Here is a 13,417-nt window from a genome sequence, read left to right as displayed (position 1 = left end):
AGGCATGTGCCGGAACATCACAGAGCTGCGCGGTCTCGAGCCGGTAGCGACCGCCGAAGAAATCGAGGCGGCTGCTCGGCAATACGTCCGCAAGGTCAGCGGAATCCACAAACTGTCCGATGCCACCCGGGAGCCGTTCGAGCAGGCCGTCGCGGAGGTCACCGCGACCACCACCCGGCTGCTCGACCTTCTCCCCGAGCGGCGGCAACCACCACCGACGGTGCCACCACTGCGTCGTCCCGAAGTGCAGGCGAGGATCGCGGCACGCGGCTGAATCACTGATTTCGGTTCGTGCTCTCCGGTCCGCGGGTAGCGTGACGCTGGCCAGAACTGTGCACGCTGTCGAGGGCTGTCGCGGCGCATCGGTCGAAGCTCCGCGTCGGCTCTGGTGAGGAGCCGAGATGGCCGTCGACCCGACGCCGCAGACCGACGCGAATATCGAATACCTGCGTACAGAACCGGATCTGCCGCCGGTCGGCGTCGTCGACCGGACTCCGATGTCCGCCACGGCGCGCATCGTCTTCGTGATCCTGGCGATCGTCGGCGGCTTCGCCTGGTCGATGATCGCGGTGGTCCGCGGCGAGAACATCAACGCGGTGTGGTTCGTCATCGCGGCGGTGTGCACGTACCTGGTCGCATACCGGTTCTACGCCAAGTTCATCGAACGCAAGATCGTGCAGCCGCGCGACGACCGCGCGACACCCGCCGAGGTCCTGGAGAACGGCAAGGACTACATGCCGACCGACAGGCGCGTGCTGTTCGGTCATCACTTCGCCGCGATCGCCGGCGCCGGACCGCTCGTCGGACCGGTGCTTGCCGCCCAGATGGGCTATCTTCCGGGAACGATCTGGATCATCGTCGGCGTCGTCTTCGCCGGTGCTGTCCAGGACTTTCTGGTGCTGTGGATTTCGTCGCGTCGTCGCGGACGCAGTCTCGGGCAGATGGGACGTGACGAACTCGGCCCCATCGGCGGCACCGCCGCCCTGATCGCCGTCTTCGTCATCATGATCATCATCATTGCGGTGCTCGCACTCGTGGTGGTCAACGCGCTCGCCGAGAGCCCATGGGGAATGTTCTCAATCGCGATGACCATCCCGATTGCGCTGTTCATGGGCGTGTATCTGCGTTTCCTGCGGCCAGGCAAGGTCTCCGAAGTCTCGGCGATCGGAGTCGTGCTGCTGATCCTGGCGATCGTCGCCGGTGGCTGGGTCGCCGAAACCGAGTGGGGTGTCGAGTGGTTCACCCTGTCGAAGGTGACGATCTCGTGGTTGATGATCGCCTACGGATTCGCCGCGTCGGTGTTGCCCGTCTGGCTCCTGCTGGCCCCGCGCGACTACCTCTCGACATTCATGAAAGTCGGCACCATCGCGTTGCTCGCGATAGGTATTCTCATTGCCCGGCCCGAGATCCAGATGCCCGACGTCACGTCGTTCGCGATCGACGGCGACGGACCCGCCTTTGCCGGGTCGCTGTTCCCCTTCCTGTTCATCACCATCGCCTGCGGGGCGTTGTCGGGGTTCCACGCGCTGATCTCGTCCGGCACGACCCCGAAGATGTTGGAGAAGGAGAAGCAGACCCGCCTCATCGGATATGGCGGGATGCTCACCGAATCGTTCGTGGCGATCATGGCGCTCGTCACCGCGTGCATCATCGATCAGCACCTGTATTTCGCGCTCAATGCCCCGGAAGCACTCACCGGCGGCACTCCCGAAACCGCAGCCGCTTATGTGAACGGACTCGGGCTCTCCTCGCCGGATATCACTCCCGAGCAGATAGCCGGTGCTGCGGCCGCCGTAGGGGAGGACTCGATCATCTCCCGCACCGGCGGTGCGCCCACTCTCGCGTTCGGTATGTCGAATGTGCTGTCCGACCTGTTCGGCGGCGACAGTCTCAAATCATTCTGGTATCACTTCGCGATCATGTTCGAGGCGTTGTTCATCCTCACGACCGTCGACGCCGGTACCCGTGTCGCGCGCTTCATGCTCTCGGATTCCCTCGGCAACTTCGGCGGTGCCGCCAAGCGTTTCAAGGATCCGTCGTGGCGTCCCGGTGCGTGGTTCTGCTCGTTCGTGGTCTGCGCGCTGTGGGGTGCGATCCTGCTCATGGGCGTCACCGATCCGCTCGGCGGCATCAACACCCTGTTCCCGCTGTTCGGTATCGCCAATCAGTTGCTCGCCGCGATCGCACTGACGATCGTCCTCACCATCGTGGTCAAGAAGGGGCTGCTGAAGTGGGCGTGGATACCCGGCGTCCCGTTGGTGTGGGATCTCATCGTGACGATGACGGCGTCGTGGCAGAAGATCTTCTCCAGCGACCGTGCCGTCGGTTACTGGGCTCAGCACAATGCCTTCGTCGACGCGAAGAACGCAGGCGAAACCAGTTTCGGCTCCGCGGCTTCGCCGGCGGCGATCGACGCGGTCATCCGCAACACGTTCATCCAGGGCACACTGTCGATCGTGTTCGCGGTACTCGTGCTCATCGTGGCGATCGCCGGTGTGGTGGTGTGTATCCGGTCGATACGACAGGGCGGCATGCCCACCACCGAGTCTCCGGATGTGCCGTCGAAGATCTTCGCTCCGGCCGGATTCGTGCCCACACCGGCCGAGCGTGAACTGCAGAAGCAGTGGGACGAACTCATTGCGGCAGGCAAGGTGCGTGCACCGGGTGCGGCGCGCGCTCACCCCGAGCATGCGCATCAACGCGACGAGGAAAAGTCGTGATCACCGCGGTGCGTCGAGCGTGGTGGTGGGTCGGTGCGTTGATGGGCGACCACGACTACGCGCGGTATGCCGCATTACAGCGGCGAACGCACCCGGATCGCCCCGTCCTGACAGAGCGTGAGTACTGGCGTGAGCGGCATGCCTCGAGCGATGCGAACCCGGGCGCACGCTGCTGCTAACCCACGACAGGCAGCGTCACGAAACTCGGTGTGGATGGATCGAGTTCGACATGCTGTGGTGCGAGCTTGCTGTCGTGGAGCATCGGACCGAGCGGGAGCGACCGCGGAATGCTCGACGCGTACACGTCGATCCGGATGCGGTGACCCGGCTGCAGGATTGCGTCGGTGGGCAGCATGCTGATGTCGAGCTGGGTGGGCTGCCCGGGCACGACCGGTTGGCGCGTGTCGAGCGTCAGGAACGGGTGGGCCTGCGCGTAGTCGCCCGCCTCGGTGAACGTGCTCTTCGAATCGTCGATCGCCCGCAGTGACGCCACCAGCGACCCGGAGGACAGCACGGTGGAGCGACCATCGGGCGCAACATCATTGATCGACACCGACCAGAATCCGTCCGGATTGTCGAGGACGGTATTCAGGTGCAGATTGATCGGCCCGGACAGAGCTGTCGGCTCGACCATCGGCTGGGATGTGAACGTCAGGCCCTCCGCTTCGTTGAACCGTGCGTCCTTCGTGCAGTTCGATCCGAGGACAACTGCAAGGCCCGCGGTGCCCTGCGCGGCTTCTCTCGAACACACCCCGCGCAGGCCTGGTGCGACGGTGAGCCGTGCAGGCGCGTCGGGCGGGGTGGGTTGCAGGCTTCCGTCGTGGACTGCGTGTGCTGCGGTGCCGCTCTGGGGCATCGACAGATACATCCGCTCGTATTCGACACCGGCGCGCGGGAACTGGTCGGTGGTGGTCCAGCCGCCTCCTTGCTGCAGCAGGGTCACCGGCCCGTAGTCGGTGATGCCGTTGTCGATGTCCGCGAGCCAATGGTCGAACCAGGCGCGCTGCAATGCTGCCATCGTCGGCGGGTGTCCGGGTGTGCCGAAGTCTTCGCCGAGCACGGCGTGGTATCCGTCGCCCATCACGAGCTGCTTGTCGCCGGGCGCCACCGGAATCGAGTTGTAGATATCGGGCTCGCTGTTGGCGAAGATGTCGTGCCAGTTGCCGAACACGAAGGTGGGTACGTCGACAGCGTCGAGATCGGCTTGTCGTTCCTGGTAGAACGAGCCGTCCTGCGCGACTTCGAGGGCATCGGGGGAGACGCCCTCGATCGTCGGTGCGGTGAGCGCTTCGACGAGTTCGGGGATCTTGGTGAACGGATCGGCCATGCGGTCGCGGAGCCATTGCGCATCGAATCTGCCCTGCAACAGCGCTTCGACGTCGGGTACCCATTTGAGTCCGTTGACGAGGCCGAGCCACGCCGGCATGAATCCGACGCCGATCGCACCGCCGGTGCCGACGATGTCGCGGAGCAGGTCGTTGCCGGGTTCGACGGCGAACACCGCGTCGAGTTCGGCGGGCCGGTGTCCGGCGGCCTGGATCTGATTGATTGCCGAATACGACACGCCGGTAGTGCCGATGCGGCCGTTGGACCACGGCTGCGCCGCGACCCAGTCGATGACCTCGACGGTGTCCTGTTGTTCGCGAGGTCCGAGTACGTCCCACTGACCCTGGGAGAAGCCCGTACCGCGGACGTCGACGATCACCTGGGTGTAGCCGTTCTGCACGAGGTCGCGGTTGAGCCCGAAGACGCGTCCGAGCTGTGCTGCGGGGGCGGCGAGCTCGGTGATGCCGTCGAACGGGACGTCGAGATTCAGGATCGTCCCGAGATCTTCGATGAGCGGTTGGAGGGTGGGATCCTCCATTGCGACGGAGGCGAGCGTCGACAGGAGTTTCGTGTACGGCGTGAGGTTGAGGACCACCGGTGTCTTCTCGTCGATCGGTGTTCCGTCCGTATTCGCGGGTCGGAACACGTTGGCGCGGAGAATGGTTCCGTCGCTGAGGGTGATCGGAACGTCCCACTCGACTGCGGTGCTCGGATAGTCGTCGGGTGCGTCGACGGCGTCCTGCCATGCGACGGCATCGGCTCCACCCGACGGATCGGCCGTGGCCGGTGGCGCGAGCGCGATCGTCGTGGCGGTGGCTGCCGCAATGACGACAGCGCTCATGAGACGTGATTTCACTTGAATTCCCTCGTACCGGCAGTAACAGCTTTCAGGCACGTTAGCGCCCGGAAATTCCCAGGTCAACGATATGCACACGGCGTTATGCCGATTTGTGGATGACCATGGATGTATCTTTCGCAGCGTGATGGTGGGAAAGAATTGGTTCGATCATGGTGGTCAGGCCTACGCGCAGTTTCGTCCCGAATACCCGGCAGAGCTCGCGGAGTTCCTCGCTTCCCTTGCTCCGACGACCGAACTCGCGGTCGATGTCGGGTGTGGAAGCGGCCAGCTGACGGTGCAGCTCGCACCTCATTTCGAGGCGGTGATCGGGATCGATCCCAGCGTCGATCAGATCGTGAATGCCCGGGCTCATGATCGGGTCCGGTACGTGCAGGCGCCCGCTGAGGTTCTTCCCGTGCGGGACCGTAGCGCCGGGCTGATCACCGCGGCGCAGGCGGCGCACTGGTTCGATCGCTCGGCGTTCTACAGCGAGGTGCGGCGTGTCGCGGTCGACGATGCTGTTCTTGCGCTGGTCAGCTACGGGGTGATGCAACTCGATGCCGAGCTCGTCGACCGGTTCGATCGTTTCTATCGTGACGAGATCGGCCCGTACTGGACGAAGGAACGGCAGCTGGTCGACAGTGGATACGCGGACATCGACTTTCCGTTCGACGAGCAATCGGCCCCACCCATGTTGATCCGTAGACAGTGGGACCTGAATGGAATGCTGGGCTATATCTCGACGTGGTCGGCGGTCCGAAATGCCGCGGAGGCAGGAAAGTCCGAGGTGCTGAAGTCATTCGCAGCGGACATGACGCTCCTGTGGGGCGACCCCGCGGTCACGCGGGAGGTGGCGTGGCCTATCCACATGCGCCTCGGGAACGTCTGATCGCAGCTGTGCCTCGATGGCTCCGAAAACTACGGGGTGAGCCACATTCCATCGGGCAGTGTCGATCCGAGTGCGTACATCTGTACACCGTGGAGGTTCTGGCTGCTGATCACCGACGGTGCCGACCGGATGTACCAGATTCCCGGTTCGAGTTCGGCCAGCCGTTCCTGCACCGTGCGATACGCGGCGACCCGTTCCTCGCCCGAGGTGCCCGTGCGACCGGCGTCGAGGGCGGCGTCCAATTCGGGGTCGGAGATGCCGGTGTGATTTCCCGACGACGTGGAATGGAAGGCGTTCCACAGAGTGGTGTCGGGTTCGGGGCTGTCCGCGGCCCAGATGATCATGTCGAAGTCGCGGGCCGCGGTACGAGGCATGTACCCGGCGATGTCGAGCACCTCCACCTGGACGTCGACGTTGTCGTAGGCGGCGAGCTGTGCCTGAAGACTCTCGGCGACGGATCTGATCTCGACGAGCGAGGTTGCGGTGAAGGTGAATTCGACGGGTTTTCCCTCCGCAGCCAGTTCGTCGAAGAGTTGCTGTGCCCGCTCGGGATCATCCTGCCGGAGGGGGATGTCCGCATGGAACGGTGAGGAGTCCGGGAACAGTGTGTCGGGGACCTCGCCGTGCCCCTCGAACACGGCGGTGTTGATGTCGTCGAGATTCACCGCCGCGCTCACCGCCTCCCGGGCTCGGGGGTCGTCGAACGGGGCACGCCGGGTGTTCATGACCAGGTACTATCCGCCGCCGACCGGTACGGCGTCGGTGACCAGGCCCGCCTGATCGGCCTTTGCCAGTGCCGCCCAGCTGGATTCGGACGCCAGATCGGCGCCGCCGCTGACCATCATGTTGACGCGCTGGTTTGCGTCGCTGACGGCGCGGAGCTCGAGTGAATCGAGGTACGGGCGTGGTGCATCCCAGTAGTCGGGGTTGCGGTCGAGCTTCATCCGGTCCTGGCGCGACCACTCGGTCAATATGAACGGGCCTGCCCCGACGGGATCCGCGTTGAAGGCGTCGGTCCCCTTGTCCAGTGCGGTGGGGGACGCTATCCAGTTGAGTCCGCTCGACGTGATCGAATTCCCGAACTTCGGATTGGGTGCAACCAGGGTGACCTTCAACGTTGTGTCGTCCACAACCTCGGTCGACGCGATCTGCGACGCCAACGTCAGCGAACCGGAGCCGAGCGCCGGATCGAGGATGCGATCCCAGTTGAACTTCACCGCTTCGGCGTCGAGCGGTGTTCCGTCGGTGAAGACGAGATCGGGTCGCAGCGCAAGGAGGAACGTGGCACCCCCGTCGGACGTGGAGAAATCCTCGGCCATCCGATACTCGAGCTCGAGTGTCTGAGGATCATCGATCATGAGCGTCCCGTACAGGGCATTGCCCAACAAGCCTTGGCCGACCCAGTTGTTGGCGAGTGTCGCTGGGTCGAGCGACAGCGGTTCGCGGACCTGGATGACACGTGCGACACCGCCCGGCGCCGGTTCGCCGTCGGACCCCGCAGGCGCGGCGGAATCGGACGGCGCACCACACGCAGTCAGAAGTAGTGCGGCCGCGCAGACGGCGACGAGCGAGGTAGCCGAATTCCTGTGCCGAACAACCCATCCGAACATGGAGAAACCTACCTTCAGGCAAGTGGAACTGGTGGTGGAGCGTTATCCCGTGACCCACATTTCCCCGGGAAGCGGGGATCCGAGCGAGTACAGGCGGATGCCGTGGATATCGTTGCCGGTGATGACGGCCGGAGCTGCCCGGATGTACCAGATGGCCGGGGCGACCTCGGCGAGACGCTCCTGCACGATCTCGTAGGCAGCGGCCCGTTCTTCGGGTGTCGTGCCCACACGGCCTGCGTCGAGGGCCGCGTCGAGTTCGGGATCGGAGATGCCGGTGACATTGCCTCTCGACTGTGAGTGGAAAGCGTTCCACAAGGTGGAGTCAGGTTCCTGGACATTCGCCGACGAGATCATCATGTCGTAGTCGCGGGCGATGTTGCGCGGAATGAACGCGGTGAAATCGACGACCTCGACGTCCATGTTCACGTTGTCGTATGCGGCCAGTTGCGCTTGGGAGACTTCGGCGGTTGCCTTGGTCTCCGGTAGAGATGTTGCAAGGAAGGTGAAATCGACGGGCTTGCCCTCTGCCGCGAGCTCGTCGAAGAGGCGCTGGGCTTCTTCGGGGTTGTGCTCGGCCAAGGGAATGTCGTTGTAGAACGGCGACGACTCGGGGAACAGTGTGTCCGGGACGATGCCGGTGCCTTCGAATGCGGCCGTGTTGATGTCGTCGAGCTGCAATGCCATCGAGACGGCGCGACGCGCGCGAGGGTCGTCGAATGGGGCGCGGCGGGTATTCATTGCGAAGTACTGTCCACCGCCGACGGATGCGATCTCGGTGCCGAGTCCGGCATCTTCGGCTCGGGCGAGGGCCGTCCAGCTGGTTTCCGAGGCGAGGTCGGCTCCTCCCGACGAGAGCATGTTGACCCGCTGGCTGCCGTCGGCGACGTTGAGGAGGGTGATGCTGTCGAGGTACGGCCGGGGTGCGTCCCAATAGCCGGGGTTGCGTTCGAGCCCCATGCGGTCCTGGCGACGCCACTCCGTGAGCGTGAACGGTCCTGCGCCGACCGGAGCGTTGTTGAAGGCGTCCTTGCTCTTCTCCAGCGCGGTGGGGGAGGCGATCCAGTTCAAGGTGCTGTTCGTGATCGAGTAGGCGAACATCGGGTTGGGGTCGGCCATGACGACCTTCAATGTGGTCTCGTCGATCACCTCTGTTGCGGCGATCTGGGAGGCCTGCGGAAGGGAACTCGATCCGGTGGCGGGGTCGGCGATCCGCGACCAATTGACTTGCACCGCTTCGGCATCGAGGGGAGTTCCGTCGGTGAACATCAGGTCCGGGCGCAGTTCGAGGGTGAACGTGCTACCACCATCGGCGGTCGAGAAGTCGGTCGCCATCCGATATTCGATCTCGAGCGTTTCGGGATCGTCGATCATCAGCGTTCCGTAGAGCGCGTTTCCGAGCAGGCTCTGGCCGACCCAGTTGTTGGTCAATGCCGCCGGGTCGAGTGCCACCGGTTCGCGAACCTGGATCATGGTGGCTGTGCCGCCGGAGACCGGATCGCCGACCGGTTCGTCCGAGGTGCCGCCGGAGTCGGGGGCCCCGCATGCGCCTACGAGCAGTAGCACCGAGCATGCGGCGACGACGGTGGTCAGGGTATGCCGGATCATCGATCTCCCCTCATTGTGGGACGGGTCACACAGTCCTGAAGAGTGAAGTTAGCAAGATCGGGAGAGATATAGAAGACCATCTCCTGAAATAGTCGATCTGGGTACGATCACCACATGGCGGACACGTCCCGTCGTCCGGGCAGACCGCGCGACACCAGCATCGACGAACGGGCACTCGCCGCAGCGCGCGAACTGCTCGCGCAACAGGGATTCGAGGCGACGACAATCCAGGCCGTGGCGGTGCGGTCGGGTGTGCACGCGTCGGCGATCTATCGCAGGTGGTCGTCGCGGATCGAGTTGATCGAGGACGCCGCCTTCCCGATGGAGAGCCCCTTGAAGGTCGACCCCACAGGGAATCTCCGAGAGGATCTGCGTCGCTTCATCCGCGCCTACACCGGCACGTTCAGCGACCCGGCGACACGTGCCGCGGCGGGGCCTCTACTGGCGCATCGCCGGTCCGATGCCGGCCACGGCGCGGCGTACCAGCGGGTGTCGGTGCGGCCCCAATTCTTTGCGATCCTGGAATCGGCACCACCGGGCACCGTCGATCCGGCACTCGATCCCAACGACGTGTTCGACATGCTCCTCGGCGCAGTGTGGACGCGCATCGTCGTGCCGATCATCGACTCGCGACCCGACCCGGTCGAGCGGACGGTGGAGATGATCGTGAGAATGCTGAGACCCTGAACGAGCACAGGACCCGTGAACGAAGAGAAGTAAGCAGGGTGAATGTAAAGCTCGCAGCCCCAGTGGATGACCACCAGGGCTGCGAGCTCTACATCAGGGCTGCCAGGTTCAGACGCGTCCGGATTCCCGCAGGGCTCCGAGGGCGTCGATACGAGCAACCGCGTCGGTCATGATCCGGTCGATCAACTCCGCACAGCTCGGCAGGTCGTCGACCATGCCGACCGCCTGACCCGAGGCGAGCACACCGGCATCGGTGTTGCCCTCGACGAGACCGGCTTTGAGCAACATGGGGGTGTTGGCGGCCATGATGATCTGCTGCCAGGTGCGGTCGCTCGCCTTCTTCATGGCGAGTCCGTCCTTGACGAGCGTGGACCATTTCATGCCGGTCATCGACTTGAACTTCGTCGCGTTGCGCGCGGCCGCGACGAGCCCCTTGGCGTAGCTGGACTTCTCGAGGCTGTTCACCAGATCGGTGTTGAGCACGCGGTGCGGCATCCCGTCGACCTTGAGGGAGACGGTGGTGTCCTGCAGCCCGCGGGCCAGGTACTGCTGCTTGACCGAATCCGGGACAGCGCTGTCGCTGGTGAGCAGGAATCGGGTGCCCATCGCGACACCGGCCGCGCCGTACGACAGCGCCGCGGCCAGGCCGCGACCGTCGAAGAAACCACCTGCGGCGACGACGGGAATGTCGACGGCGTCGAGCACGCTGGGCAGCAGCAACGTCGTAGCGACGGGGCCGGTGTGGCCTCCGCCCTCACCGCCCTGCACGATCACTGCGTCCGCGCCCCACGATGCGACCTTCACCGCGTGCTTCGCGGCGCCGATCGACGGGATCACGACGATGCCGTGATCCTTGAGCTTCGCGATGAGCTCCTTCTTGGGGGCCAGCGCGAACGACGCGACCTTGACCTTCTCGCGGATCAGCAGATCGATGCGCTGTTCCGCATCGGATGCGTCGGCGCGCATGTTCACGCCGAAGGGCTTGTCGGTCAGCGACTTCGTCTTCAGCACTGCCGCTTCGAGTTCCGGGTAGGTCATCGTCGCGGAGGCAAGGATGCCCAGGCCGCCCGCATTCGATGTCGCCGCCGTCAGGCGTGGACCCGACACCCATCCCATGCCCGTCTGGACGATGGGATGCTCGATGCCGACGAGTTCGGTCAGCGGAGTGCGCAGGAGCTGCCTAGATTTCCCGTCGCTTCGCTCGCCCCCGATACTCACAGCGAGACCTCACGGTCACGCAGGCTCTTCGGGTCGATGACCTCGCGGATCAGCCGCAGTTCTTCGGCGGTGGGCTCGCGGGTCACCCCTGCCTCGGCGAGACCGGCAACCTCGAACGACGTGTTCGCGGCGACGGTGTCGGCGTCGACACCCGGGTGCAGCGACACGGCGCGGAACGCGTGGTTCGGCCCCTCGAAGTCGAACACGCCGAGGTTGGTGACCACCCGGGGAATGCTCAAGAACCGGTATGCCGGGTTCTCCGGGTCGATCTTGTCGTAGCCCACGCCGCACACGACGTCGACGGTGTCGGTGAAGACGCGGGTCGAGTGCTTGCCCACCCAGTAGCTGGTGGCGTGGTTGATGGTGTTGCCGGGTGCGCCGCGAACACCGAACATCTGACGCGTCGGCTTCTCCAGCGGGCCGAATGCCGAGAGGTTCTGGTTGCCGTAACGGTCGATCTGGTTGGCGCCCATCACCACGTGGCGGCGACCGGATGCGACGACGTCGAACACCTTGCGGAACGGCATCCAGCCCTCGATCGGAGCCTTCGCGCCGAGCGCGGGCACCTCGGCGAGGATCAGGGCCTCACCGTCGGTGATCACGAGGTCGGGTTCGGTGGTGAGCTTGGCCAGGCGTGCTCCGATCTGCGGGAGCGTAGCCATGGGGCTGGCAACGATTTCGCCTGCACCGGAAAAGATCTCGGCGCACGCAATCGCGCAGTATTCGGCGCGGGTCACGGTGTCGGTGGTGGTCATGCCTGCTGCTCCCCGGTGTTCGATTCGGCGGTGAACTTCTTGACGGCGGCCTGGTAGTCCTCTTCGGATCCGGAGAGGAACCGGTCGACGAAGGTCTGCCACGACTCGGGGGTCTTGGCGGCCTCGGCGTAGTGACGCTGGAACTTCTCGTCGCGGCCGTACGAGTCGCCGGCGAGGGTGAAGTGGGCGCCGTTCGGTGCTTCGACGACACCGTCGACCATCAGGCGGTTGAGCAGCAACTGCTGCAGCGGCACTTCCTTGACCAGCTGCTCGGTCTCGACGATCTTCTCCACCGAGACGTACCGCTTCTCGGCGGCCATGCAGTAGAGATCGTCGAAGTAGGGGTCGACCCCCTGGTAGCCGGCGTTGCCGTGCTTGTCACCGATGTTCAGGTGTACGAACGACGCGTCCAGGTTCAGCGCGGGCATCGCGATCAGGGTCTCGCGGCGGCCGGATTCGTCGGCATAGGGGGAGGTGACGGTCTGCAGTTCGTCGCCCCAGAAGGTCTGCACGTCGGAGCCGAGCCCGGCGCGGATGGGCAGGAACGGCAGGCGCGCGGCGGCAGCTTCGAGGCCGCACTTGATCATGCCCTCGTCCATCTCGCGGGCGATGAGTTCGCCGGAGGTGCGGGCGGCGGCGAACCACGGGTCGTAGAACGGCGCCGAATCGAGCGACACGAAGCCGTAGTACGCCTTTTTCACCTTGCCTGCCGAGCACAGCAGGCCCAGGTCGGGTCCGCCGTAGGTGACGACGGTCAGGTCCTTGATGTCCGAACGCAGAATCGCGCGGACGAACGCCATGGGCTTGCGGCGCGATCCCCAGCCGCCGAGGCCGATGGTCATTCCGCTGCGCAGTTCGCCGACGACCTCGTCGAGCGACATTCTCTTGTCACGCATGAGTGTTCAAGCTCCTGTTCGTGCTGCTCAGTTCTCGTACTGCCCAGCTCTCGTGCTGCTCAGTGGTTGCTTCGGGGCTTGCCCGTGGCGACGAACTCGTCGCGGTGCTCGTCGGCGACACCGGCGAGGTTCAGTTCGAAGGTGAAGCCCTGCTCGATGCGGTAGGCAGTCTTGACGTCGACCGGGTCGATGCGGTTGATGGCTTCCTTGGCTCGGCGGATGACGCGCGTGTCCTTTGCGGCGATCAGTCCGGCGACTTCGAGTGCGGTGGCGTCGAGTTCGCTGCGCGGAACCACCTTGTAGACCGAACCGAAATGCTCGAGCTGCTGTGCGGTGACGTTCTGTGCCGTGTAGTACAGAGTGCGCATCAGGTGCTGGGGGACGAGGCGCGAGAGGTGGGTGGCGGCACCGAGGGCGCCGCGGTCGACCTCGGGGAGGCCGAAGACGGCGTCGTCGGAAGCGACGATGACATCGGCGTTGCCGACGAGTCCGATGCCGCCGCCGACGCAGAAGCCGTTGACTGCCACGACCACGGGGACCTCGCAGTCGTACACCGCGGCGAATGCGGCGGCGCAGCCGTGGTTGGCGGCGATGAGGGCGTCGAAGCCTTCGGTGGCCTGCATCTCCTTGATGTCGACGCCGGCGTTGAAGCCTCGGCCTTCGGCGCGCAGGACCACGACGTGCGTGTTCATGTCCTTGCCTGCGGCCACGATGGTGTCGGCGAGCTCGAACCATGCGGCGGAGGGCAGTGCGTTCACGGGCGGGAAGTCGACGGTGACCGTGGTGATCCCTGCGCCGTCGGTGGTGGAGGTGATGCCCATGGCATTTTCCTAACGTCGGTACCGAACCAAGCGATTGCTTGGTAAGTTAGCA

General features: G+C 64.8%; 11 protein-coding genes and 1 pseudogene. 5 read left to right on the top strand and 7 right to left on the bottom strand.

The genetic code is table 11. The features are described from left to right. The first annotated feature begins 4 nt into the window (after nucleotides 1–4). From ACFWB0_RS03395 to ACFWB0_RS03385, 3 genes are all read left to right on the top strand, one after another. A complete protein-coding gene (locus tag ACFWB0_RS03395; RefSeq protein WP_054718315.1) occupies nucleotides 5–274 on the top strand; it encodes a DUF2277 domain-containing protein in 270 nt (89 codons plus the stop codon). 127 nt (nucleotides 275–401) lie between these two features. Then, nucleotides 402–2,720 carry a carbon starvation CstA family protein gene (locus ACFWB0_RS03390; protein ID WP_378489014.1) on the top strand — a complete coding sequence of 773 codons (2,319 nt, stop codon included), beginning with the start codon at nucleotides 402–404 and terminating at the stop codon, nucleotides 2,718–2,720. Further along, nucleotides 2,717–2,899, top strand: coding sequence for a YbdD/YjiX family protein (locus ACFWB0_RS03385; protein WP_378489013.1), 183 nt, complete (start codon nucleotides 2,717–2,719; stop codon nucleotides 2,897–2,899). The genes ACFWB0_RS03390 and ACFWB0_RS03385 overlap by 4 nt, the downstream gene beginning before the upstream one ends. Here ACFWB0_RS03385 and ACFWB0_RS03380 read toward each other — a convergent pair. Further along, nucleotides 2,896–4,887, bottom strand: coding sequence for a CocE/NonD family hydrolase (locus ACFWB0_RS03380; RefSeq protein WP_378489121.1), 1,992 nt, complete (start codon nucleotides 4,885–4,887; stop codon nucleotides 2,896–2,898). The genes ACFWB0_RS03385 and ACFWB0_RS03380 overlap by 4 nt on opposite strands. A gap of 142 nt (nucleotides 4,888–5,029) precedes the next feature. Between ACFWB0_RS03380 and ACFWB0_RS03375 the strand changes: the two genes are divergently transcribed. Continuing rightward, on the top strand, nucleotides 5,030–5,773 hold the full coding sequence (locus ACFWB0_RS03375) for a class I SAM-dependent methyltransferase (protein WP_378489012.1): 744 nt from the start codon (nucleotides 5,030–5,032) through the stop codon (nucleotides 5,771–5,773). A gap of 29 nt (nucleotides 5,774–5,802) precedes the next feature. Here the strand turns inward: ACFWB0_RS03375 and ACFWB0_RS03370 are convergent. Together ACFWB0_RS03370 and ACFWB0_RS03365 are read right to left on the bottom strand one after the other, a co-directional pair. Continuing rightward, a pseudogene (locus ACFWB0_RS03370) lies at nucleotides 5,803–7,092 on the bottom strand (ABC transporter substrate-binding protein). Between the two features lie 333 nt (nucleotides 7,093–7,425). Next, complete coding sequence (locus ACFWB0_RS03365; protein ID WP_378489011.1) at nucleotides 7,426–8,988, bottom strand: ABC transporter substrate-binding protein; 1,563 nt, start codon at nucleotides 8,986–8,988, stop codon at nucleotides 7,426–7,428. A 114-nt stretch (nucleotides 8,989–9,102) separates the two neighbouring features. On the opposite strand from ACFWB0_RS03365, the gene ACFWB0_RS03360 reads away from it, so the two are divergent. Further along, the gene (locus ACFWB0_RS03360) at nucleotides 9,103–9,675 is read left to right on the top strand and encodes a TetR/AcrR family transcriptional regulator (protein WP_378489010.1); all 573 of its coding nucleotides are present in this window, start codon (nucleotides 9,103–9,105) and stop codon (nucleotides 9,673–9,675) included. A 108-nt stretch (nucleotides 9,676–9,783) separates the two neighbouring features. On the opposite strand, the gene ipdC is transcribed toward ACFWB0_RS03360, so the two are convergent. Genes ipdC through echA20 form a run of 4 tightly spaced genes read right to left on the bottom strand, consistent with a single transcriptional unit; the run spans nucleotide 9,784 to nucleotide 13,365 of the window. Next, the gene (gene ipdC / locus ACFWB0_RS03355) at nucleotides 9,784–10,848 is read right to left on the bottom strand and encodes a (3aS,4S,5R,7aS)-5-hydroxy-7a-methyl-1-oxo-octahydro-1H-indene-4-carboxyl-CoA dehydrogenase (protein ID WP_378489120.1); all 1,065 of its coding nucleotides are present in this window, start codon (nucleotides 10,846–10,848) and stop codon (nucleotides 9,784–9,786) included. A 41-nt stretch (nucleotides 10,849–10,889) separates the two neighbouring features. Then, nucleotides 10,890–11,648 carry a CoA-transferase subunit beta gene (locus tag ACFWB0_RS03350; RefSeq protein WP_378489009.1) on the bottom strand — a complete coding sequence of 253 codons (759 nt, stop codon included), beginning with the start codon at nucleotides 11,646–11,648 and terminating at the stop codon, nucleotides 10,890–10,892. Then, on the bottom strand, nucleotides 11,645–12,544 hold the full coding sequence (locus ACFWB0_RS03345; RefSeq protein ID WP_378489008.1) for a CoA transferase subunit A: 900 nt from the start codon (nucleotides 12,542–12,544) through the stop codon (nucleotides 11,645–11,647). The genes ACFWB0_RS03350 and ACFWB0_RS03345 overlap by 4 nt, the downstream gene beginning before the upstream one ends. Nucleotides 12,545–12,603: 59 nt before the next feature. Further along, nucleotides 12,604–13,365, bottom strand: a complete 762-nt coding sequence (echA20, locus tag ACFWB0_RS03340; RefSeq protein WP_378489007.1) for a (7aS)-7a-methyl-1,5-dioxo-2,3,5,6,7,7a-hexahydro-1H-indene-carboxyl-CoA hydrolase — start codon at nucleotides 13,363–13,365, stop codon at nucleotides 12,604–12,606. Nucleotides 13,366–13,417 lie beyond the last annotated feature (52 nt).

The sequence above is a fragment of the Rhodococcus sp. NPDC060086 genome, assembly GCF_042730275.1.
Taxonomy (GTDB): domain Bacteria; phylum Actinomycetota; class Actinomycetes; order Mycobacteriales; family Mycobacteriaceae; genus Rhodococcus.
The sequence above is the reverse complement of the archived record's forward strand: the minus strand, read 5'-3'. Positions and strand labels throughout refer to the sequence as shown.